This window comes from Bradyrhizobium sp. ORS 285 (assembly GCF_900176205.1).
Lineage (GTDB): Bacteria > Pseudomonadota > Alphaproteobacteria > Rhizobiales > Xanthobacteraceae > Bradyrhizobium.
The window spans coordinates 1,330,831-1,353,184 of sequence record NZ_LT859959.1; the positions used below are offsets into that span (position 1 = coordinate 1,330,831).

13 protein-coding genes and 9 pseudogenes are annotated in these 22,354 nt (G+C 59.4%); 14 read left to right on the forward strand and 8 right to left on the reverse strand.

Annotated features, from left to right (window positions below; genetic code table 11):
• Positions 1–6 precede the first annotated feature (6 nt).
• A pseudogene (locus BRAD285_RS35275) lies at positions 7–200 on the reverse strand (ISAs1 family transposase); the annotation flags it as partial.
• Positions 201–289: 89 nt separating this feature from the next.
• On the opposite strand from BRAD285_RS35275, the pseudogene BRAD285_RS05850 reads away from it, so the two are divergent.
• Together BRAD285_RS05850 and BRAD285_RS05855 are read left to right on the forward strand one after the other, a co-directional pair.
• A pseudogene (locus BRAD285_RS05850) lies at positions 290–696 on the forward strand (transposase); the annotation flags it as partial.
• A 73-nt stretch (positions 697–769) separates the two neighbouring features.
• Positions 770–1,872, forward strand: a protein-coding gene (locus BRAD285_RS05855) for an IS3 family transposase (RefSeq protein ID WP_087877615.1) whose coding sequence is annotated in 2 segments (ribosomal slippage) — positions 770–1,031 and positions 1,031–1,872 — 1,104 coding nt in all. Because the reading frame shifts where the segments join, the coding sequence is not laid out codon by codon here.
• Positions 1,873–2,343: 471 nt separating this feature from the next.
• Here BRAD285_RS05855 and BRAD285_RS05860 read toward each other — a convergent pair.
• Both BRAD285_RS05860 and gmd read right to left on the reverse strand, forming a co-directional pair.
• Positions 2,344–3,294: pseudogene (locus tag BRAD285_RS05860) on the reverse strand (GDP-L-fucose synthase family protein).
• Positions 3,275–4,360, reverse strand: a complete 1,086-nt coding sequence (gene gmd, locus BRAD285_RS05865) for a GDP-mannose 4,6-dehydratase (RefSeq protein ID WP_085962747.1) — start codon at positions 4,358–4,360, stop codon at positions 3,275–3,277. The pseudogene BRAD285_RS05860 and the gene gmd overlap by 20 nt, the downstream one beginning before the upstream one ends.
• Positions 4,361–4,822: 462 nt before the next feature.
• Here gmd and BRAD285_RS05875 point away from each other — a divergent pair.
• The 4 genes and pseudogenes from BRAD285_RS05875 (at position 4,823) to BRAD285_RS36650 (ending at position 10,695) form a co-directional block, all read left to right on the forward strand.
• A pseudogene (locus BRAD285_RS05875) lies at positions 4,823–5,941 on the forward strand (IS630 family transposase).
• Positions 5,942–6,638: 697 nt separating this feature from the next.
• A complete protein-coding gene (locus BRAD285_RS05880) occupies positions 6,639–7,394 on the forward strand; it encodes an outer membrane protein (RefSeq protein WP_006609529.1) in 756 nt (251 codons plus the stop codon).
• 1,661 nt (positions 7,395–9,055) lie between these two features.
• The gene (locus BRAD285_RS05890) at positions 9,056–10,252 is read left to right on the forward strand and encodes a hypothetical protein (RefSeq protein WP_006609524.1); all 1,197 of its coding nucleotides are present in this window, start codon (positions 9,056–9,058) and stop codon (positions 10,250–10,252) included.
• 344 nt (positions 10,253–10,596) lie between these two features.
• A complete protein-coding gene (locus BRAD285_RS36650) occupies positions 10,597–10,695 on the forward strand; it encodes an integrase core domain-containing protein (protein WP_371507549.1) in 99 nt (32 codons plus the stop codon).
• Positions 10,696–10,834: 139 nt separating this feature from the next.
• Here BRAD285_RS36650 and BRAD285_RS05895 read toward each other — a convergent pair.
• Positions 10,835–11,975: pseudogene (locus BRAD285_RS05895) on the reverse strand (IS3 family transposase).
• Between the two features lie 1,046 nt (positions 11,976–13,021).
• Between BRAD285_RS05895 and BRAD285_RS05900 the strand changes: the two are divergent.
• Positions 13,022–13,321: pseudogene (locus BRAD285_RS05900) on the forward strand (transposase); the annotation flags it as partial.
• 34 nt (positions 13,322–13,355) lie between these two features.
• Here the strand turns inward: BRAD285_RS05900 and BRAD285_RS36655 are convergent.
• From BRAD285_RS36655 to BRAD285_RS05910, 3 genes and pseudogenes are all read right to left on the reverse strand, one after another.
• Positions 13,356–13,638 (reverse strand): annotated as a pseudogene (locus tag BRAD285_RS36655) (IS3 family transposase); the annotation flags it as partial.
• A 121-nt stretch (positions 13,639–13,759) separates the two neighbouring features.
• The gene (locus BRAD285_RS05905) at positions 13,760–15,829 is read right to left on the reverse strand and encodes an NEL-type E3 ubiquitin ligase domain-containing protein (protein WP_087877617.1); all 2,070 of its coding nucleotides are present in this window, start codon (positions 15,827–15,829) and stop codon (positions 13,760–13,762) included.
• Positions 15,830–16,205: 376 nt separating this feature from the next.
• Positions 16,206–16,406: a hypothetical protein gene (locus tag BRAD285_RS05910; RefSeq protein WP_087877618.1), complete on the reverse strand. Its 201-nt coding sequence runs from the start codon at positions 16,404–16,406 to the stop codon at positions 16,206–16,208.
• 277 nt (positions 16,407–16,683) lie between these two features.
• On the opposite strand from BRAD285_RS05910, the pseudogene BRAD285_RS05915 reads away from it, so the two are divergent.
• The 5 genes and pseudogenes from BRAD285_RS05915 to BRAD285_RS05935 all read left to right on the forward strand — a co-directional run.
• Positions 16,684–16,985: pseudogene (locus BRAD285_RS05915) on the forward strand (transposase); the annotation flags it as partial.
• A gap of 78 nt (positions 16,986–17,063) precedes the next feature.
• Entirely contained in the window at positions 17,064–17,435 is a 372-nt protein-coding gene (locus BRAD285_RS05920) for a transposase (protein WP_157681671.1), read from the forward strand.
• The gene (gene tnpB, locus BRAD285_RS05925) at positions 17,432–17,740 is read left to right on the forward strand and encodes an IS66 family insertion sequence element accessory protein TnpB (protein ID WP_087877619.1); all 309 of its coding nucleotides are present in this window, start codon (positions 17,432–17,434) and stop codon (positions 17,738–17,740) included. Before BRAD285_RS05920 ends, tnpB begins: the two co-directional genes overlap by 4 nt.
• Positions 17,741–17,765: 25 nt before the next feature.
• Positions 17,766–18,131 (forward strand): hypothetical protein, encoded by a 366-nt coding sequence (locus tag BRAD285_RS05930; protein WP_006615129.1) that lies wholly within the window; start codon positions 17,766–17,768, stop codon positions 18,129–18,131.
• Between the two features lie 3 nt (positions 18,132–18,134).
• Positions 18,135–19,868, forward strand: a complete 1,734-nt coding sequence (locus BRAD285_RS05935; RefSeq protein WP_006615128.1) for a recombinase family protein — start codon at positions 18,135–18,137, stop codon at positions 19,866–19,868.
• 17 nt (positions 19,869–19,885) lie between these two features.
• Here BRAD285_RS05935 and BRAD285_RS36230 read toward each other — a convergent pair whose 3' ends face one another.
• Entirely contained in the window at positions 19,886–20,335 is a 450-nt protein-coding gene (locus BRAD285_RS36230; RefSeq protein WP_087877620.1) for a hypothetical protein, read from the reverse strand.
• An 8-nt stretch (positions 20,336–20,343) separates the two neighbouring features.
• Between BRAD285_RS36230 and BRAD285_RS05945 the strand changes: the two are divergent.
• Both BRAD285_RS05945 and BRAD285_RS05950 read left to right on the forward strand, forming a co-directional pair.
• A pseudogene (locus BRAD285_RS05945) lies at positions 20,344–21,950 on the forward strand (IS66 family transposase).
• A gap of 4 nt (positions 21,951–21,954) precedes the next feature.
• Positions 21,955–22,326 carry an Imm1 family immunity protein gene (locus tag BRAD285_RS05950; protein ID WP_006613285.1) on the forward strand — a complete coding sequence of 124 codons (372 nt, stop codon included), beginning with the start codon at positions 21,955–21,957 and terminating at the stop codon, positions 22,324–22,326.
• Positions 22,327–22,354: the final 28 nt, after the last annotated feature.

Genomic DNA, 22,354 nt, shown 5'->3' on the forward strand with positions numbered 1-22,354 from the left:
ACAGGATTAATCGTTCCAGCCGGCGCGCTTGAGCTTGAGACGCAACGAGGCGACATCGAGCTGCCAGTGCAGGCGGTTTTCGATGCTCCGATGGGGGCGAACGGTGCGCAGAACCTCCGTGCGCTGAAGTTCTAGCTCATCAGAAAGTGACGCTCGACGGTTTTGTCCTTGCCGCGCTTGCTCTTGATCCGCGCGACAGCTTAAAGGTTTGGAAAGCTGTGCCTCTGACCTTGCCGCTCGGGCTTAATCCAGTTTGAAGTTCGTTCTGGCCCCTAGAGAGGACCAGAGCATGAAGCGCAGCCGCTTTAGGGAAGAGCAGATCATCGCGATTTTGAAGGAGCACGAGGCTGGCGTTGCGGTCGCCGATCTGTGCCGCAAGCATGGCGTGAGCGACGCTAGCATTTACAAGTGGAAGGCCAAATTCAGCGGAATGGACGTCTCGGAGGCCAAGCGGCTGAAGACGCTGGAGGACGAGAACACGCGGCTCAAGCGGCTGCTGGCGGATGCCATGCTGGACAATGCCGCCCTGAAGGATCTCCTGGGAAAGAAGTGGTTACGCCCGCGGCGAAGCGGAAGGCTGTTGTACATCTCGTGGGCGTTCACGGGATGAGCGAACGGCGGGCGTGTAAAGCCGTCGGCTGTTGCCGCATGACGGTCAGATATCAGACGAGCCGGGCCGATGATGTCGGGCTGCGGCGGCCGGGAAACTGGACCATTTTTGGCTAGAGTCTTGCGCTGCCGATTCCCCGGCTGTGAAGAGCGGAAGACGATGAAGGCCTCGAAGTTTTCGGACGCCCAGAAGGCGTTCATTCTGAAGCAGGGCAACGACGGCGTGCCGGTCACGGACATCTGCCGCAAGGCCGGGATCAGCCCAGCGACCTATTTCAGTTGGAAGAAGAAGTACGACGGGCTGCTGCCGACCGAGATGCGGCGGCTGAAGCAGCTTGAGGACGAGAACGGCAAGCTGAGGAAGCTGGTGGCCGATCTGTCGCTCGACAAGGAGATGCTGCAGGACATGATCCGCCGAAAGCTGTGAAGCCTGGTCGGAAGTGCAAGCTCGTCGACGAGATCTGCGGCAAGTGGCAGGTGTCGATCCGCAGGGCCTGCGAGGCCCTGGAGTTCGACAGGTCGACCTACCACTACAGATCCCGTCGCTCCGACCAGGCCGCCCTCGAACAACGGACCAGGGAGATCTGTCAGGTTCGCGTCCGCTACGGTTATCGCCGCATTCACGTCGTGCTTCGTCGCGAAGGATGGCGCCACGGGCAGAACAAGACGCGGCGGGTCTATCGCGAATTGGGCCTGCAATTACGCAACAAGGCGCCGAAGCGTCGAGTCAGGGCCAAGTTGCGGGATGATCGCAGGCCGGCGACGCGATCGAACGAGACCTGGGCGATGGACTTCGTCCACTATCAGTTGGCAACCGGACGTAAGCTACGGGTGCTCACGATCGTCGACATCTTCTCCCGATTCTCGCCAGCGCTGACACCGCGGTTCACTTTCCGCGGCACCGATGTCGTGGAGATACTGGAAGGGGTCCGCGATGAAGTGGGATTCCCGGCAACGATCCGTGTCGATCAAGGCACCGAGTTCGTGTCGCGCGATCTCGACGTCTGGGCGTATCAGCGCGGCGTCACGCTGGACTTCTCCAGGCCCGGCAAGCCGACGGACAATGCTTTCATCGAGGCGTTCAACGGACGCTTCCGGGAGGAATGTCTCAATGCCCATTGGTTCCTGACGCTTGCGGATGCCGAGGAAAAAGTGGAGACTTGGCGCAGGTCCTACAACGAAGAACGGCCGCACGGCGCGATCGGCAACAAACCGCCGATTCTGCTGCAAAACCACGATGGCGCAACCAGCCCGCCACCGTGATCAGGGCGCAAAACTCTAGTTCTGGGTGGTCCAAAGCTCGGCCTCACTACAGAGGGAGCGCGCGGGCGGACGGCTTTACTCTACCGAGTTAAACCACGCCCGGGAATACACCCCAGCGGAGGCAAGCCGTCCGAGATCCACCGGCTCTACCGCGGGCAGCGAATGAGCTCCAAAAGGGAGCTTTCGTTCCATCCGGCCCGTTTAATTTTGCGGCGTATCGACGACCTGTTTAGGAATGCCTGCACGAGGTTGAGAGCAAGTCTGGATTTGACGGTGAGGTTTTCGGAAAGGCATTGTCTTTTCGTGCCCGGCTGCTGCCTGCAGCGAAGTGCTCGTGGAGGATCCTAGACGCTTAGTCCCGGCGAAGGCCGGCACCGGTATCGCGTGATATCGGGAATGAGAGGCAGCGCGTTCCACGCGTCTCACCACGTCCCGCGCCTAGTCTGGCATACGCCGGACGACAGCGGAGAGTTAGGCGCCAGCCTGCCCAGTCTCCTGCAGGAAGGCCTGATAGGCCCTCGCGATTCCCTCCTCCACCGACGTCGTCGCGCGCCAGCCGAGCGCGGCGAGACATGTCGAGCAGTTTGCGCGGCGTACCATCCGGGCGCAACGTGTCGTAGGTGATGCGTCCCTCGAAACCCACGGTCGCGGCGACTACGCGGGCGAAATCCGCGATGCTGATGTCCTCTCCGGTGCCGATGTTGACCAGCTTCGCTTGCGAATAGGTCTGCATCAGGTGCACGCAGGCATCGGCCATGTCGACGACATAGAGAAGTTCGCGGCGCGGCGTACCGGTGCCTCAGACGGCGACTTCCGCTCCGCCCGCGGCCTTGGCTTCGTGGAAGCGCCGGATCAGCGCGGACACGACATGGCTGAACTCGGGATGATTGTTGTCGCCGGGACCGTAGAGGTTGGTGGCATTACGCTGATGAAGTTGTCGCCATACTGGCAGCGATAAGCCTCGACCATCTTGATGCCCGCAATCTTGGCGATCGCATAGGGGGCGTTGGTCGGCTCGAGCAGCCCCGTCAGCATGACGTCTTCGCGCAGCGGCTGCGGCGCCCGCTTCGAATAGATGCAGGACGAGCAGAGAAACATCAGCATCTCGGCGCCGTTCAGATGCGCGGCGTGGATGACGCTGGCTGCGATCGCAATATTGTCGTAAATGAACTCCGCCCGCCGCGTATTGTTGGCGACGATGCCGCCGACCGTGGCCGCAGCGAGGAACACCGCCTGCGGTCTGGTCGAAGCGAACCATTTGAACACGGCCGCCTAGTCGCGCAGATCGACCTCGCTCCGCGGCACCGTCAGCAGTTCCACGCCCTCCCGGGCGAGCCGCCGCAGCAGCGCGCTGCCGACTATGCCGCGATGGCCGGCCACGAAGACACGTTTTCCGGCCAGCTCAAAGCAAGTTGCCGCCACGGCCGGCCTCCTGCCGCACAGCGATGAGATCGCTTGCGACCATCTCCTTGACCAGCTGGGTGAAGCTCGTCTTCGGCGTCCAGCCGAGCTTGTCGCGCGCCTTGCCGGAGTCCCCGATCAGAAGATCGACCTCGGTCGGGCGGAAATAGGTTGGGTCGATTCGGACCACCGTCTTGCCTGAGTTGGCATCAATGCCGGCCTCGTCGACGCCCTCGCCGCGCCATTCGATGCGGCGCCCCACCTCGGCAAAGGCGAGCTCGACGAACTCGCGCACCGAACGGGTCTCACCGGTGGCTAGCACGAAATCGTCGGGCGTGTCGCATTGCAGGATGCGGTGCATGCCCTCGACGTAATCGCGCGCATGGCCCCAGTCGCGCTTAGCCTCGAGATTGCCGAGATAGATGGTGTCTTCCAGGCCGGTCTCGATCCGCGCGACGCCGCGGGTGATCTTGCGCGTCACGAAGGTCTCGCCACGGATTGGGCTTTCATGATTGAACAGGATGCCGTTGCTCGCGAACATCCCATAGGCCTCGCGGTAGTTCACCGTGATCCAGTAGCCATAGAGCTTGGCGCAGCCATAGGGCGAGCGCGGATAGAACGGCGTGGTCTCCCGCTGCGGGATCTCCTGGACCAGGCCATAGAGCTCGGAGGTGGAGGCCTGATAGAACCGCGCCTCCTTCTCCATACCGAGAATGCGAATGGCTTCCAACAGGCGCAGTACGCCAAGCGCGTCGGCATTGGCGGTATATTCGGGGCTCTCGAAGCTAACGCCGACATGGCTCTGCGCGGCGAGGTTGTAGATTTCGTCCGGGCGGATCTGCTGCACCAGCCGGATCAGGTTGGTGGAATCGGTCATATCGCCGTAATGCAGTAGGAACGGCACGTTATCTTCGTGCGGGTCCTTGTAGAGATGATCGACCCGGGCGGTATTGAACGATGACGAGCGGCGCTTGATGCCGTGGACGGTGTAGCCCAGGCCGAGCAGATATTCGGCCAGATAGGCGCCGTCCTGCCCGGTCACGCCCGTGATCAGGGCCACTCGCCCGTTGCAATTCCGCTCGGCCATCCCCGCTCCACATCGTCGCGGCGCTCACGGCCGCTGGTCTCCAGGACAGCCAGTCCATATCCGTCGCGGGCGGTCAAGCTCAACAGAGAAAAGCGGGCTATATATCTCTAATTTCGAATGCGCTATGGATCAGCTGCGGCTGGTGCTGGCGTATTGTTGAGGCACGCGCGGGCTGAGGTTGACGGCCGCATGGGCTGAGGCGATGGGGATTGCCTCATTGTCGAATGTCGCGCTGCTCAAGCGGCGACGCAATTCGGCGGATTGGCTCGAACGACTGGTTTGTGGGCTAGTACCTCGACACAGAGGTTTTGACCGGTTGATAGTGGTCCTGCAGGATCGGCAGGTCTCCGGGGGCGACGAGAACTTGGATGCTGCGTGAGGCGCCCGGAGTTCTGCAAATGGCCTTGTCGGACATTTTATTTCATCGGTCGATTCAGCTGGGCCTTCGGGACGGAGGCCACGATGAACGTACGCTATCATGTTGATCTGAGCAGCGCCGAGGGGGCGGAACTGGAACTCTTTTTGGCCGGCGGCAGCCAGGCGGTGCGCAAGCTCAAGCGGGCGCAGATCCTACTGGCAGCCGATGCCGGGATGAGCGACGCCGACATTGCCACCAACGTCGGCGTTGGTCATTCGACGGTGTACCGGACCGGACGTCGTATCGTCGAAGACAATCTGACTGCCGCCCTGAGCGAGGAGCCACGGGCCGGTGCGGAACGCAAGCTCACCGACAAGCAGGAAGCCCTGCTGGTGGCCACCGCCTGCTCGAGCCCGCCTGCGGGCCGGGGCGCGTTGGACGCTGGAGCTTCTGGCCGACGAGATAGTTAGGTTGACTCCCCAGGAGAGCCTGTCGCGTGAGACCATGCGGCGACGTCTGGCCGAGAACGATCTCAAACCATGGCGCAGGCGCATGTGGTGCGTGCCCAAGGTCGACGCGGAGTATGTCGCGCGCATGGCGGATGTGCTCGATCTGTACGCCGAGCCGGCCGATCCGCATCAGCCTGTGGTCTGCTTCGATGAGAGCCCTGTCCAGCTCATCTGCGAGACCCGGCCATCGATCTCGGCAAAGCCTGGACGGATCGAACGCTACGATTACGAGTATCGGCGCAATGGCACGGCCAATCTGTTCGTGCTCATCGACGTGAACCGTCCATGGCGCAAGGTGAAGGTCACCGAGCATCGCGCCGCCACCGACTTCGCCCATTGTATGCGCGAACTCGCCGACGTGCACTATCCCAAAGCCGTTCGAATTCGCGTGGTGCTCGACAATCTGTCCACCCATACGGCCGGCGCGCTCTATCAGGCGTTCCCTGCCGACCAAGCACGCTGGCTGCTCCGTCGCCTGGAGTTCCATCACACTCCGAAGCATGCCAGCTGGCTCAACATGTCGAGATCGAGATCAGCGTCCTCGTCCGCCAGTGCCTCGACCGGCGCATCGACGTTTACGCTCGCCTCGTCAAAGAGACCGCCGCATGGGAGAAACGTCGGAATGCTTAGCGAGCACGGATCAAATGGATGTTCATGACCGAACAGGCACGTGCCAAACTAGGCCGCGCGCCTATCCCAAAGTGGCCACTGTAGCAGCGAGAAAGAAAAGAGTCAAAACCTCTGTGTCGAGGTACTCGTGTTTGTCCGTTTGTTCTCCACAAACCTTCCTTGGATGGTTCATACTGCAGCGCTTGGCATTGTGCCAAGTAATCAGGTGGAGAAACGGGCGGTTGCGGAGCTGATTGGTAGTAATATGGTACGATCGATCGTTCGTTGCGGTGAGGTTGCGGCAAGCCCGCGGGGCTATGGTATATCAGCGAGCAGTACGGCCAGTTGTTGTTTTAGCCGGTAGGCTAGGGCAGTGAGGCTGCGCTTGGCATCGTCAAGGTCTAATAGAAGCTTTCGTTGAGAGCAGGATAGAGCGTCGACGGTTGTAGCTATCAAGAAGGGCGTCCTGAACTGGCTGCCGAGTTTGATATAGTGTCGCTCGGTTGCATGCCCGAGCTAGACCCGCATCGCGTCGCGTCAACTCTGTGCCGTCCGTTTATGAAAATTGATTCCGTCTTGCCTCGCGGGTCGATGATTGAGTTCTGCTCTCCCAGCCGATTACACATTTGATGCACCTCTTTCCGCCCGCCAATTTAGATAATGCTCGGAGATATCTCGCGTTACGTCAGATTCTTCAGGGCTGTGAGTGACCAATGTTGCGTTTCAACTACAGCATTTAAGTTTGTCTCGATTAATGATGCAGGGGGGTTGGGTTCTCCACTAAACAAAACGGTCTCTCGGAATGAATAAGTTCAAATTCGCGATTGTAAGCATCTTGTCGGTGGCAGCGTCGACGTCCGCCTTGGCAACAGATCTGGCCATTCAGCCTATCGAGTTCCCTGCATTCAGTCCGCCACGGCCTGCAGTGGCTACTATCTTTGACTGGAGTGGCTTTTACGCCGGCGTTAACGGTGGAGGGGGCTTCACTAGAGATGAGCGCAGTGCCTCACAGTTCGGCCCCGTCGGTAGCTATGATGCGGCGGGTGCGACGGGTGGCGGTCAGTTTGGCTACCGGTGGCAATCCGCTGGATGGGTTTTTGGTGTTGAAGCGCAGGGCAATTGGGCGAATCTTTCCGGTAGTACTCCTAATCTGGTTGATCCGCGCGCCATTGTTGCGTCGCGCACGGACGCTTTCGGACTGTTCACCGGCCAGGTCGGTTACACGGTAAGCAATGCTCTTCTTTACGTAAAGGGTGGCGCTGCGGTAACGGATCGCAATTATCGCTTCTTCTGGCCGAGTGGGCGATTGGCGAGTGAAACGGGCTATAATGTCCGGCTTGGTGCTGCAATCGGCGCTGGACTGGAGGTTTCGCTTAATCAGAACTGGTCTTTCGGGTTGGAGTACGATCGTGTCTTTGAGGGGGGGCATGATGCTACGTTTACGCCGCCGAATGGAGTTGGTGTCAGCGGCTTTGCGGCTGGTGGGGACGCTAATCTCGTCATGGGTCGTTTGAATTATCGCTTTGGTAATCCGCTTTCCGCGATCCGTTTTCCGTGATCCGCTGATGGCGGCCTGCTTCACAAGCCGTTTCCAGTAACGTTTTGCGTTTGGTCGGTTTGTGCGCCGAGTGGGGCGGTGAGGCGATGGTGAAGTTTCGTCGCTAATCGCCCCTCCCGGTAGCCCCCCGGGGGGGGGGGGTAGGGCAGCGGTTGCTGCGGCAAAGCTAGGAAAGCTCCGCCCTCCCCTGACTGGCGGCGTCGCGAGTCGGTCTTGCGCAAGACGGCAATCCGACCTTGTCAGTTTTTAGACAGGTCGCAGCCATAATGCATGAAGCGTGGTCGATGGTGCGCGGTTCGGCCGTGAGCGAGTTGGCGCTGATTGTTGTGGTGTACGAGCAGGCAAGTAAGGGGGGGCTGGTCTGTCCATTGTGCGGTTGTGACTCAGGATGCTTGGGCGCGTAACCTTGTGCTAAGTGCTGCCTGAGCGCCCTTGTTGCGAAAGGTCCGACTGGATGCTTCTGGCCGTGAGAGGCGATATTGAGCGCCCAGAATATATTGGCGCTGCAAGTCCGGTGCGCTGCCTAGTCGCCTCATCTCCCGACGGCGTTGGCTAGCTGAAGAAAGGATTGCTGGTAGGATCAGGTTGTTAGACTTGTCGCGAAACAATGGACGTCTGCGTATTAATAGGGATTGTCCCCAGAGGTGGAGGGTGCGTGTGAGAGCGAAAATAGCGGATAAATTGGAGGCGGGGCGCGTGAAGGACGGTCGCTTCGCTACTGCTCCAGGAACAGGTCCTGGCGGTCTGTTTGTTGTGATGGGGCCTTGCGGGTGTGAACTCAAGATAAGTGTATTTGTCCGTCCCGGCTGGGAGCATGTTGCTGTTTCAACCCCGCGGCGCTGTCCGAATTGGGTCGAGATGTGTCTTGTCAAAGACCTGTTGTGGGACGAAGAAGAGTGCGTCATGCAGTTGCATCCGCCTCAATCTCTGTATGTCAACAATAGCAGGTATTGCCTGCACTTATGGCGTCCAACATACCGAGAAATTCCGATGCCGTCTCCGAGCTATGTCGGAATTGTTGGACTAAGTCCGGGGGCGGCGGCGGAGTTGTTGTTCAACGGATGAGTTCAGCTACGTGACCTTGTCTCAAGATTGAGTCAGAGTAATGGTGAAGCCATAATATGCCCCAAACTAACGAGCGTGCGTTGGGTGTACGGCTGGATCAGCCGTCTACCGGAAGTGCCGCGGTTTAAAAAACGCCATCTTGCTAGGGTGGCGGCAGCCGCATGCTGGGCATATGTAGGTTGTGTGTCTCAGATCGAAGTCGCAAAATCATTGATAACGTACATTTGGAGGTCACGTAACGCAAGTATGTTGCGGCGGATAGGCGGCAGGTCTTTTGAGGACTAACCGGTCTCTGGTAAGTGCGGCTCTTGAATTATCTGTCAAATGAGTGGTGTCGAGAATGTGGATAACCGGTAGAGGTGCCAGAAGTTATATTCTACCACGTAGTCAGCTGATCGACAGTTCGATGCAACATCTTCGGAAGACTGTGCAAGTCGCACGCACTAGCGGATATAAAAAGCGATCTTAATAGTACGTGAGGCCATGTGCAATCGAAATAACGACCAGTTTACAGACGCTAACCCGATGAAGCAACGGGCTAAATTCGCTGTCCTTGGCCGAGTGCGGCGGTTATGCGCCGCCGTTGATGGAGACTGGTGCCTATCAATTTCATTTCGCCTAAACTCGATCTTCGGCTATATTTCTGCCCACGGTCCAGCACGTGCGTATTTCTTGTCGATATGACTGAAATCGGCGATGCAATTACGTGTGGCTCCCGGCTAATTCGCGCGTGTAAGGCGCTCAACGAATCGGCGCGCTTTGGCGAAGTGTCGGTCGGCTCCCTGCTTTTAAAGTGCGTCGTCGGACTATCGTTCTCGGTGCTAAGGACGGGGACGGCCTACGCTCATGTTAAATGGTTCTGTTCGTATGATGTCGCCGGCCAGCCGACGGGGCTGGAGAACGTCCTTTGCCAAGATTTCGAGGTTCTTCTAGGGGGGGCTCTTGTGGGGTTCGTTTCCGGCTGCGTCCTGGAGCGCACGTCTCTTGGCGAGGTGGTGACAGCATCGCTCGACTTTTTCACCGAAGCACTTCGTCATCGTACCGAACTCTTGATTCGCATGGTGTCCGGAATCTTTTTTGTCGCGCTTTGGTTCGTCGGAGGTCTGATTCTGACGCCCGAACTGAAAACTGCATCGCCGATGGTCGGCATTCTGCAGCTGGCTATTTCGGCCGGTCTACTATCACGGCGTACGATGCTATTTTCGGCGGCAGGTATCGTGCTTCTGTTCGGGGTCGCCGTTTGCAATTACGGCGTATTCCATTTGGCCGATTATCCAATTTTTCTGGGCATTGCCTCCTATTTCGCTCTTACAGGATTACAAAAGGATCTGTGCGGCAGGGCCCCGCTCGATGTGATGCGCTATGCAATAGCAGTCACATTGATGTGGGCGTCTGTGGAGAAGTGGGCCTATCCACAATGGAGTTATCCCCTGCTGCTCGAGCATCCAACCATTACATTTGGATTCGACAAGGAGTTCTATATGCGTGCCGCGGGCATGGTCGAGTTCACGCTTGCTTTCGCCCTGACCTGGACGCCCTTGGTTCGGCGTGTTTCGGCGATCGTACTGCTCGGAATATTCACCAGCGCATGCTTCCAATTCGGCATGCTTGATGTGATAGGACACTCGGTTATAATTGTCGCACTAGTAGCCATTTTTGCGGATGATCGCTCGGGAGGCGCCGAATATCGTACTCCTTGGTTAGCCCCAGCTTGGTTATGTGCGGCGCTCTCCCTGACCCTATTGACTTACTACATTGGTCACGCCGCGATCTTCCATACCGCGATCCTCTAGGGTGTGAGGTGTTAGACCGAAATGGATTAAACAGAGCGGACGAGTTTTGACGGACCTTTGTACCTGTAAGGCTCAGACCAGCGTGGGTGAGTCTGCCTTGTTTTTGAAACATTCGTGAGCGCGCCTTAGGCTAGCGAGCGGCGATTCGAGAGAAACTGTGCGTTTGTTGCAGTCGGACCGGAACTGGCTGGCACCTCACTCTCCGACGCCCCTCGGCGCTGGCGAGCCGGATTGGCTGGTAGCGAGGCAAGGCAAGCACGGCATCGTGGTGAGTGATAATACCAGCGAGCTCACCAGCAACGCGATCCAAACATGCGGATCGGAGCCGCATCGCTCGGCAATTCGTGCCGGGAGACCTCAGGCAGAACACTTTCATCGAGAGGTTCAACAAGCGCGTACGGGATGTACTACTGAACGAAACTCTGTTGACGTCGCTCACTTAGATCCATGTCACGCTCCGATGATGGCTAGTCTAATATAATGAAGCCGGCCGCACTCCCTGCTCGAATGAAGACACCCGACGAGTTCGCCGCGACCTGCAATCCGCATCTGCAGTGAGGCCGAACTTTGGACCACCCAGAACTAGAGTTTTGCGCTCTGATACGGTGGCGGGCTGGTTGCGCGATCGTGGTTTTGCAGCAGAATCGGCGGTTTGTTGCCGATCGCGCCGTGCGGCCGTTCTTCGTTGTAGTACCTGCGCCAAGTCTCCACTTTTTCCTCGGCATCCGCAAGCGTCAGGAACCAATGGGCAATTGAGACATTCCTGCCGGGAAGCGTCCGTTGAACGCTTCGATGAAAGTGAACGCCTCGATGAAAGCATTGTCCGTCGGCTTGCCGGGCCTGGAGAAGTCCAGCGTGATGCCGCGCTGATACGCCCAGACGTCGAGATCGCGCGACACGAACTCGGTGCCTTGATCGACACGGATCGTTGCCGGGAATCCCACTTCATCGCGGACCCCTTCCAGTATCTCCACGACATCGGTGCCGCGGAAAGTGAACCGCGGTGTCAGCGCTGGCGAGAATCGGGAGAAGATGTCGACGATCGTGAGCACCCGTAGCTTACGTCCGGTTGCCAACTGATCGTGGACGAAGTCCATCGCCCAGGTCTCGTTCGATCGCGTCGCCGGCCTGCGATCATCCCGCAACTTGGCCCTGACTCGACGCTTCGGCGCCTTATTGCGTAATTGCAGGCCCAATTCGGGATAGACCCGCCGCGTCTTGTTCTGCCCGTGGCGCCATCCTTCGCGACGAAGCACGACGTGAATGCGGCGATAACCGTAGCGGACGCGAACCTGACAGATCTCCCTGATCCGTTGTTCGAGGGCGGCCTGGTCGGAGCGACGGGATCTGTAGTGGTAGGTCGACCTGTCGAACTCCAGGGCCTCGCAGGCCCTGCGGATCGACACCTGCCACTTGCCGCAGATCTCGTCGACGAGCTTGCGCTTCCGACCAGGCTTCACAGCTTTCGGCGGATCATGTCCTGCAGTATCTCCTTGTCGAGCGACAGATCGGCCACCAGCTTGCTCAGCTTGCCGTTCTCGTCCTCAAGCTGCTTCAGCCGCCGCATCTCGGTCGGCAGCAGCCCGTCGTACTTCTTCTTCCAACTAAAATAGGTCGCTGGGCTGATCCCGGCCTTGCGGCAGATGTCCGTGACCGGCACGCCGTCGTTGCCCTGCTTCAGAATGAACGCCTTCTGGGCGTCCGAAAACTTCGAGGCCTTCATCGTCTTCCGCTCTTCCCAGCCGGGGAATCGGCAGCGCAAGACTCTAGCCAATAATGGTCCAGTTTCCCGGCCTCAGATTAGTTCACGGCCAAAAGTAATCGCAGCGCGTCAGCTATTGCAAACGCGCTTTCGCGTTGCCGCGGATCTTCCATTGCATATATTCGTGTGAAGCAAATCTCTCAATCGGCGAGAAGCCCTTCGCTTCAACGAAGAACACCTTGGCTCAAGTATGCAAACGGTCTACCCACTCGATCTGCGGACTGAAGTTGACTATTTTGCGGAGCCAATTGTCAAAAGAATCGCGTGAATTTCCGCGAGTTCCCGTTCATCTATTTTCGTTCGTGAAAGAACAATCTTTGCAATTTCGGTTCGGTTTGCCTGAGTACGCATCGTCTCTGGTAGAGCGGTCACCAGTCGATCGAAGATATCTCCCAATACCAGAAGCTCTTCCGGCTCATAAACGTAGTTTCTTACCTCAAGCACCTTCTTGGTCTTTCACTAGCTGAGCGCGCGGCCTTGATCTTCACGCTGGAATGGTCGTGCCCAAGACGCTATTTTGTCGTGCGCGCAACACCGTCCTCTACTGTCGAACAACTTTTGCGGTATGCTCGTGCTGCGCAGGTGAGAAGTCGGTAGCGGCATGTCTTTAGCGGAGTATATTTGCGACCGCAGAGACTCGTAAAATTGATTTTGTCGATGGCTGGCATTCAGAAGATGGATCTTCTTTAGTCACGAGAGGTAGGAATGCGATCTTACCCAGAGTGACTTGCGCTCAGAAGCTGTTCTAGCAAGAAGCCCTTTAATTTGATACCTCAAACACGGTTCCTTGAACTACCGGACAAGATTTCCATCGAGAGCCGTCCGGAACTGCGACCGCTTTAGAAACGCATATGAATTTGAGCGGTTCACAAGGAGCAGATCATCTGCGGCCATGAAGGAGCAAGAGGCCGGGACGAAGACGTCTGATCGGGCTCTCAAGCAGAGGATATTGCAAGCGCGGGGCGCATAGGCCAAGCTTGACATATCGGAGCGAGCCAGCCTGTTCAACCGGAGCATCCCAAGGCGAGAAGAGCTCCGAGCATCTGGCGCAGCGCAACGGCTATCGTGAGCGGACCTTGGAACCTCGCGCCGGCGCGGTCGAACTGCGCATCTCCAAGCTGCGCAAGCTACTTCACGGGCCTCTTGGAGCCCCGCCGAAGGCCGAGAAGGCGCTGACGGCTGTTGTCCAGCAGCCCTATGTACACGGCACCTCGACCGGCTCGGTCGACAACCTCGTGCAGGCGATGGGGATGAGCGACACCTTTAAAAGCCTGGTCAGCCAGCTCTGCGGCGAGATCGATGACAAGAGCCCGCCCCGCGAAAGCGGGCATGCGCCCCCGCAGTGATCGTCGATGAAGGCGATCATGGGCCCGGTGGTCGAGCTCCGCCATCGCAGAATACTCCCTTGCCTTGCGCAGTATGTCGTTGGCCTGCCGAAGCTTCGCGGCTTTCCCGTTCGAGGGTCTTCAGCTGCTCCGCTATGTCGGTCGGCGCGCCAGCCCGCTGCCGATCTTGGCCTTCTTGACCCAGTCATGCAGCGTCTGCGGCTCATTGCCAATCTTGGCGACAATTGGGGTCACTGCCGGCCAGCACGAAGGGGCTCGCTTGCGCGATCCGGAACCATCCGAACCGCTCGGGCCTGGACCTCGGGTGAGATCTTGCTCGTCGGCTTCTCCGTAGTCACTCCATCCTCTCAGAAGATGGAACGTGGGGGCGCTCAGCGTTCTCATAGCGCAAGGGCTTCTTCATAGGGTGAGGCCGTGCTCATTGAGAACCTTGTCTCTAAGAGCCCCCTTGATCTCGCGTGCGATCTCTTTGCGAATAGCGGGACCTAACTCGCGCTTGGCGTCTTCAACCAAGTCAGCTTCAGCCCCGGTCAGGCCTTGGTCAGCCAGCTGTTGCTGCAGCCGGTTATCGAACTCTGTTTCCATTGCAGCAATAAGCTGGTTCTGAGCCATAGCGTGGTCTTCGGGGGCGATGTGACTCACGACGTCATCCCAAGGTTGCCAGTCCAGCGCCAAATAGTCGGCGAATTCCGCCACTTCTCGGTCCCGCACGGTAGCTTCTGCGCTGTCAACGTCAGCGTCGGTCACGCCGGAAACCGCAAAAAAGCGCATGTTCGGTGCGACGTGTTGCAGCCCAAGTCGCTCGCGGAGCCTATTTTGATAGGCAAGGAAGACCTCGATAGCGTCAATATCTTGGACGCTGTCGACCGAGCCTAGTGAGTGAACCTTATCGCGCGCAATTCTCTCCAGCGCATCCAGGCGGAACATGACCCGGCCCAATTCAACCAGATCTGGAAAACGGTCATTGCTTTTATAGACGCCGTTTTTGACGTCGGCGATGAGGCGTGCGGTCTGCATGCCGTTCCAGGTCAAAGTCCTGCGATCCTCGCAGCTCTCGTTGGCGTCGAGGGCCAGCTCAAAGTAGCGCGTACGTAATTCCGGGTCTTTCGCCGCTTGGCGCAGATCATTGGCCACCGAAAGCCGGAATTCTTCGTTCTCAGCGTTCACGGAGTCGAACAGTCTGCCAAGGAAGAGCGCGTATTCCTGGGCGCCCGGCTCTTCAGCAACGTCCTTCCAAGCTGTCAGCACCTCTTCATCGCCCTCTTGTTGGTTGCCCCGGAGCCAATTTGAGACCGTTTCAATGAAATCATATTCCTGTTCATCGTCGGTCCCAGACAATTCACTTTCGTCATTGTACGAATAGTAGACGGTCGGACCGCCATAGCCTTCGGCTTGTAGGGCTGCCTGCAGGTCCCTGAGCACCTGTTCAGGCAGAGGATTATCGTCCAGAATTACACTGTCAGTATCGGAAAATTGCGTTAGCAGGTCGTCCGGTAGACTCGACAATTGGTTTTGGCCGACGTTGAGCTGCTCCAGCGAAGCGGGCAGATGCTGCGGCAGACGCGTTAGTTGGTTTTCGCTGGCGTCGAGCAGCTGGAGGTTGGAGGGCAGGGCCTCCGGTAGAGTTCTCAATTGATTGTGGCTGACGTTAAGAGTCTCCAGTGAGGCAGGGAGCACCTCAGGCAGTTCTTGCAACTCATTGTGGTGTAGGTCGAGAAACTCGAGCTCGGCAGGTATGACCGCCGGCAGGCTCCGCAGCCGGTTGGAGCTCGCGTCGAGGCATCTCAGCTCGGTGGGGAGTGCGGGCAGGGTTGTCAGCTGATTGCCCCTCACGTCGAGAAAGAAAAGTGAAGCAGGCAGATGCTGCGGCAGACGCGTCAGTTGGTTTCCGCTGGCGTTGAGGAGCTCGAGCGTGGCGGGAAGGGCTTCCGGAAGATTCGCTAATTGATTGTCGCTCACGCGAAGAGTCTCTAGTGAGGCAGGGAGCACCTCGGGCAGTTCCTGCAACTCATTGTGGTTGAGGTCGAGGAATGTCAGCTCGGTCGGGAGTGCGGGCAGGGTTGTCAGCTGATTGCCCCTGACGTCAAGACGCATTAGCGAAGCGGGCAGGCTATCGGGCAGAGTGGTCAGCCGGTTGAAGGGCACGTCAAGTTGAACGATCGCGCTCGGAAGTCTAGGCAGGCTAGTAAGGGACAGCGATTCAAGATTCAGCGAAAAGTTCTCGCCGAGAGCATTCACTCGGCGCACCGCTTCATACCGATCCTCAAGTGTCCCCACCTCCGGTTCAGCAGCCCAGTCTTCAAGCGCCTCGTTGTCGTCACCTGCGTCGGCGGAGGGCGCGCAGTTTGCGTGGCCTGTAACGACCGCGTTCCACTGCGCCGCCGCTCCGTTTTGTCCGCCCTCTTGTCCTGAAGACGCAGGAGGGATGCCTGCGCCGGGCTGTACCTGTCCTGTCTCGAATGGATTCATCTTACCTTCCTTTGCAAAACTAGCTAAACTCGGTCCCTGGTGACTTATTCTGGAACGTAATATACTCAGCTGTTGATAAGCTGACAGACCGTTGACCGTGGATCGCAACGATGCCGAGGTCGCGAAGATGTGGCAGGACGAGCGACGACGGCCACGCCGTTGATGGCGTCGGCGATGAAGTCGCCGACAGTTGATGCAGTTGGGGTATACGTGGACATCGTCCTTGTCGACGTGCTGGCGCGCCGATTCGCGGTGAAGTAGATCCAGCAGAGCCCCCAGCGGATCCCGGGGCTGATCTTTTCCTGAGCCCGGCGCACTAGGCTTCGTGCCTGATGAGCGTCGCGGCGACGGCGTCTGTTGTGAGGTTCGCCTTCAGTTAGGCAACGCATTTCTGGCATTGCTGGTGGGACGAGACGCTGTGGCGGGCGGCGTTCAGCTGCTGCCGGTCGAGTTCAAGAACGCTCTTGGCGCTGAAGACCTGATTGCTCTCCTGGACGAAGGCTCGCCGGACCTCATCGTTGCTGCCCTCACTGGGCGGCTTCTCCCGCTTGTCGATCCACCTCGGCTGCGCCGGCATTCTCATAAAGCTCAAGCAGACCAGGCCTAGCGTCCAGGCGACAGCTCCCTCGTCGGCAGGACGTCCTATGGTGGTTCCGCGTACCGCGTCTCGGCGTAGAGTTCGGCCGCCCGCTTGCGCGCGTCGGAGATCGAGAGGAAGTGGGAGGACGCGCCCGCAAATCGCCGAGAACACGCTTCGTCTTTAGAGTCCGCAACGAACATTTGGTGGTCCTGACCTTGCCCCTAGGGCTTAATCCAGTTTGAAGTTTGTTATGGCCCCTAGAGAGGACCAGAGCATGAAGCGCAGCCGCTTTAGGGAAGAGCAGATCATCGGGATTTTGAAGGAGCACGAGGCTGGCGTTGCGGTCGCCGATCTGTGCCGCAAGCATGGCGTGAGCGACGCCAGCATTTACAAGTGGAAGGCCAAATTCGGCGGAATGGACGTCTCGGAGGTCAAGCGGCTGAAGACGCTGGAGGACGAGAACACGCGGCTCAAGCGGCTGCTGGCGGATGCCATGCTGGACAATGCCGCCCTGAAGGATCTCCTGGGAACGAAGTGGTGACGCCCGCGGCGAAACGGAAGGCTGTCGCACATCTCGTAAGCCCCCGGTGACGGCCACCTTGCGTCGGCAGTGAGGCTTCGCGAAGCCATAGGACTAGTCCTGGAGTTAGTCCTATGGCCAAAGCGGAAGTAGAAGTGATCACGTCGGAGCGGCGACGGCGGCATTGGTCGCGGGCTGACAAGGAGCGCATCGTCGCTGCAGCGTTGCAGCCGGGTGCGACGATCCTGGGCGTGGCGCGCGCGTTTGGTGTGCATTCGAGCCAGGTGTTCCGCTGGCGCCAGCAGCTGTGCGGCGAGAAGGCTGCCGTGCCCGGCTTCGCCGCTGTGACGATTGCAGCCGATCCCGATCTTCACGCAGCGGCAGCTCCGCCTCAGGGGCTGATCGAGGTCGAGATCGGGACTGGTACGAAGATCCGGATCAGCGGCACGGTGGATGCCGCGACGGTGACGGCGGTGATCGCGGCACTCCGGGCGGGCTCACGATGACAATCCCGATCCCCTCCGGCACCCAGGTCTGGCTGGCGACGGGCCGCCATACCGACACGCGCAAGGGCTTCGACGGTCTGGCACTGCTGGTCCTGGAGACCTTGAAGCGCGATCCACATGGTGGCCATCTGTTCGTGTTCCGCGGCCGCAGCGGCAGCCTGATCAAGGCGTTGTGGCACGACGGCCAGGGCATGTGCTTGTTCGCCAAGCGGCTGGACCGCGGCCGCTTCATCTGGCCACAGGCTGTGGACGGAGCTGTGACGATCACGTCGGCGCAGCTCTGCTATCTGCTCGAGGGCAATTAAAGATACCCATAGGAGCCACGATGACGTGGCCGTTTGCGATGAGGTCGAGGTCGTCGACCCTCGCCATCCGCTCTACGGACGACGCTATCGCCTGATCTCGGTCGGCAAGGAATCGACCAAGCGCGGAGCGTGCAAGGAGCCTTTTGCGCGTGTACATTATCGATTCGGTCTCACGCTTCTTTTGCCGCTCGGGGTGACAAATCTTGAGCGGAATACCTTGTCGCGCGCCGCGCCGACCAAGCTGGACCTGGGCGCGCTGCAGGATCTCATCGCGTTGGCCGAAGAGAGCGAGGGCACATGCCCATCGAACCTCGACAGGTCTGGCGAAGCTTACCGGAAGCGCTCCGGCAAGCGATCGCGGAAGATCTCGGCCAAGTCATGCGGGAGGTGAGCGATGGGCTCCGAACTCGTCAAACCGGATCACTTGGACCGCAGAGCAGTGGTGTATGTCCGGCAATCGACGCCGCACCAGGTGATCACAAATCAAGAGAGCCTGAGGCTTCAATACGCTCTCTCACAGCGCGCCCGCGACCTCGGATGGCGCGAGGCCGACATCGATGTGATCGATAGTGATCTTGGACAGAGCGGCGCCGGGGCAGCTCACAGAAAGGGCTTCAATGATCTCGTCGCTCGCGTCACCCTTGGTGAGATCGGCCTCATTCTATCCGTCGACGTGACGCGCTTGGCGCGCAACTGTTCGGATTGGTACCCGTTACTCGACGTGTGCGGACATCGTCGCTGCCTGATCGCTGACCGTGATGGGATCTACGATCCCGGAACGCCGAATGGCCGTCTTCTGCTCGGATTGAAGGGCACGATCTCCGAGTTGGAGTTACACACGATCAGGAGCCGGATGACGACAGGGCTTCTGGCAAAAGCGGAACGCGGCGAATTGGCTTTGCAGCTGCCGGCGGGACTCGCGCGGGATCCGTCCGGCGTGGTCACAAAAGATCCGAACATCGAGGTGCAACAGCGCTTGCTGTTGCTCTTCGAGACGTTCCTGAAGGTACGAACGTCTGCGCAGGTTATGCGGGTCCTCGTAGGCCGCGGGCTGGCGCTGCCTCGTCGCGATCGCCATGGGGATCTGCGCTGGCAGCCCGCGACGGTATCGGCCGTGACGGCGATTCTCAGGAATCCGGCCTATGCAGGGGCCTTCGTCTATGGAAGGACTTGGCAGAAGCCGTCCAGGGTACCAGGGGAACGTCCACAGAAGTCTCCGCGTCGTGGGAAGGACTGGAGGATCATGGTGAAGGACAAGTACCCTGCCTATATCGATTGGGAGACCTTCGAGAAGATCCAGGCCATGCTGTGCGACAACCGTGCTGAGTACCAGCATATCAAGAGCCGCGGCATTCCACGGGATGGAGCTGCCCTCCTGCACGGCATCACCTATTGCGGCGAGTGCGGACACAAGATGGCCGTGCGCTACAAGGGCGGCAGTCAGTACGTCTGCAACCACCTGAAGATCCAGCGTGGTGCTCCGGAATGCCAGAATCTGCGTGCAGCTCCAATCGATATCCAGGTTGCTGCAGCATTCCTGGAAGCAGTGGCGCCGGCAGAGATCGACGCGTTATCGAAAGCCCGGAAAGCGCATCAACACTCTGAAAGAGCCCTCCGCCTTGCAGAAGAACAGCAGATCGAGAGGCTTCGGTATCAGGCATCCCTTGCGGAACGTCAGTTCAATCGTGCCGATCCCGACAATCGATTGGTGACCGGCGAATTGGAGCGACGCTGGGAATCGGCCTTGTTGGATTTGCGCCGAGCCGAGGATGGGTTCGCACAACGCAAGAGTCTCAAATCCAGCGAGCCAGCAGGTGTTCCTCCTGATCTTCGCGCCAAAGTCGTAGCCCTCGGAAATCGCCTTCCAGGGCTGTGGAACGATCCGGCGACGCGCAGAGACCAACGCAAAGCGCTTTTGCGGTGTCTCATCGATAAGGTTGTGTTGCGGCGATGCGAGCGCGACAAGGCTACGGTCCGTATCGTGTGGCGCGGCGGTGCAACGACAGAGCTCGTGGTGACGCTGCCCGTCAATGCTGTTACAGCCTTGCCCAGATATCGGGAAATGATCGAGCGCATCTGCACGCTTGCAACGAGGGGCGGTCCGACGATGAGATCGCGCTCATACTGACAACGGAAGGACATCACTCACCGTGGGAAACGGACAAAGTTATCCCGGCCACGGTGCAAGGCATTCGCCTCAAGAACCGTATAAAGATCCAGCGTCGCCAGACACGTTGGCCTGCGATCCCTGGTAGTCTCACCGTTACTAAATTGGCAGATCGCATGCATATTACTGCCAAGTGGATCTACGTCCAGCTTCGCTCTGGACGTATTGTGACCACGCGTGAACACTCCGGCCGCTTCCTGTTCCCGGACAGCACGAAAGCTCTGAAAGCGGTTCGTCAATTGCGAGACCACCGTGTCGAGAAGATCGATTTGAGGGAGCATCATCATGAAAAGTAGGGGCATCAACAACAGCCCTCGATCGAAGGCATCGACTGGCGGCATCCGCAGCGGACGTGGCGCCCGGAAGCTGTGGGTTGAGCGCTCGAACGTAACGGCACTGATGCGTACCGGGCGGAGCTGTGATTCCATCTTCTGCGATGATCACAGCCGATTCGCTCCCTGATGATGTCGCGACGCTGAAGGCGCTGGTGCTCGCCGGCCAGGCGGCGCAGCTCGCAGCGGAGTCCAAGGCACGCAATCTCGAAGCCGAGGTCCGCGCCCGCACGCTGCTGATCGAGCAGATGAAGTTCACGATCGCCAAGCTCAAGCACGAGCAGTACGGGCCGTCGTCGGAGCGCGCCTCGGTGCTCGAACAGCTCGAGCTTGAACTCGCCGGTCTCGAGGAGGATGCCTCGGAGGCTGAAGCCGAGGCGCATCTGGCAGCCGAGCGGGCCAAGGTTGCCAAGGTCGACGTACGTCCGTTCGCGCGCCGGCGCCCGGCACGGCGGCCGCTGCCCGAGCACTTGCCGCGCGAGCGCATCGTGCATCCTGCACCGGCCAATTGCCCCTGCTGCGGCGGCAACAGGCTGCGCAAGATCGGCGAGGACGTGACCGAGACGCTGGAGCTCGTCCCACGACAGTGGAAGGTGATCCAGCATGTGCGCGAGAAGGTCTCCAGCCGCGCCTGCGAGGCGATCACGCAGCCGCCGGCGCCATTCCATCCGATCGCGCGCGGACGCGCGGGACCGCGCCTGCTGGCGCACATCCTGTTCGCCAAATACGGGCTGCACCTGCCGCTCACCAGACAGAGCACGACCTATGGGCATGAGGGCGTGGCTCAACGTCTCGACGCTGGCCTACTGGGTTGGCGCAGCAGCTGCGACCTTGATGCCGCTGGTCGAGGCGATCAAGGCGCATGTCCTCATTGCCGAGCGCATCCATGCCGACGACACCACGGTGCCGGTTCTGGCCAAGGGCAAGACGCGCACGGGGCGCGTCTGGACCTATGTGCGCGACAATCGGCCCTTCGCCGGGCACGCGCCGCCGGCAGCCTTGTTCTTCTACTCGCCCGACCGCTCCGGCACCCATCCCGAGGCGCATCTTGCGACCTGTGCCGGACCGATGCAGGCGGACGCCTATGCCGGCTAACAGGCTCTACGATCCATCGCGGAAGCCGGGCCCGATCATTGAGGTCGGTTGCTGGGCGCATGCACGGCGCAAATTCTTCGAGATCGCACGGCTGAAGAAGGCGCCGATCGCGATCGAAGCGATCGCGAAGATCGACGCCCTGTTTGCGATTGAGCGCGAGATCAACGGTCTGCCGGCCCACGAGCGCAAAGCCGCGCGCCATGCGCGCAGCCGCCCGCTGGTCGATGAGCTTCATACCTTCCTGCACGAGCGCCGCGCCAAGATCTCCGGCAAGAGCGAGACCGCCAAGGCGATCGACTACAGCCTCAAGCGCTGGGAGGTGTTCACGCGCTTCATCGACGATGGCCGGCTGTGCATGACCAACAACGCGGCCGAACGCGAGCTGCGCGCCGCGGCCGTCGGCCGCAAGAACTGGACCTTCGCCGGCTTCGACGATGGCTGCCGCCGTGCCGCCGCCATCTACACCCTGATCCAGACCGCCAAACTCAAGGACGTCGATCCGCAGGCCTGGTTGACGGACGTGCTGCTGCGGATCAATGATCATCCGGCGTCGAGGCTCGACGAGCTGCTGCCGTGGAATTGGTCAAAACCCACACCCCTTGTCGCCGCTGCTTGATCAGATGAAGATCGCGTTTAACGGAACTGACTTGTCGATTGCCACTGTCGAGCATCTGAGCCTTGCTCTGGATCGCTTCGACAAGCAACCGCAGTTCGAACTCTGGATATCGGTACCGAACGGTCAGTCCTTAGCTATGCTGCGCAATGGTAGCCACGCTTGGCTTATGTATCTGCGGTTCAATGGTGATAGCGGCGTCGTGACAAAGGGTAACCCAGACCATCAGGGAACCAGCGCTTACACACTCTCCAACGGGCAGGTCGACGAGCATCCTCTATCCTGGTGCATAGATCTAGAAGAATGCTACAAAGCGATTGCGTACTTCTTCGTCAATGACGGAGCACGATACGATCACGTCGCGTGGCAAATCGCGTAGCAGATCTGCCGCGGTCTGGGCCGGATGG

Coding starts and splice junctions, on each gene's coding strand:
- gmd (WP_085962747.1), bottom strand. CDS start 4,360: ATGGCCGAGCGGAATTGCAACGGGCGAGTGGCCCTGATCACGGGCGTG.
- BRAD285_RS05880 (WP_006609529.1), top strand. CDS start 6,639: ATGAATAAGTTCAAATTCGCGATTGTAAGCATCTTGTCGGTGGCAGCG.
- BRAD285_RS05905 (WP_087877617.1), bottom strand. CDS start 15,829: ATGAATCCATTCGAGACAGGACAGGTACAGCCCGGCGCAGGCATCCCT.
- BRAD285_RS05910 (WP_087877618.1), bottom strand. CDS start 16,406: ATGCCGGCGCAGCCGAGGTGGATCGACAAGCGGGAGAAGCCGCCCAGT.
- BRAD285_RS05920 (WP_157681671.1), top strand. CDS start 17,064: ATGGCCAAAGCGGAAGTAGAAGTGATCACGTCGGAGCGGCGACGGCGG.
- tnpB (WP_087877619.1), top strand. CDS start 17,432: ATGACAATCCCGATCCCCTCCGGCACCCAGGTCTGGCTGGCGACGGGC.
- BRAD285_RS05935 (WP_006615128.1), top strand. CDS start 18,135: ATGGGCTCCGAACTCGTCAAACCGGATCACTTGGACCGCAGAGCAGTG.
- BRAD285_RS36230 (WP_087877620.1), bottom strand. CDS start 20,335: ATGGAATCACAGCTCCGCCCGGTACGCATCAGTGCCGTTACGTTCGAG.
- BRAD285_RS05950 (WP_006613285.1), top strand. CDS start 21,955: ATGAAGATCGCGTTTAACGGAACTGACTTGTCGATTGCCACTGTCGAG.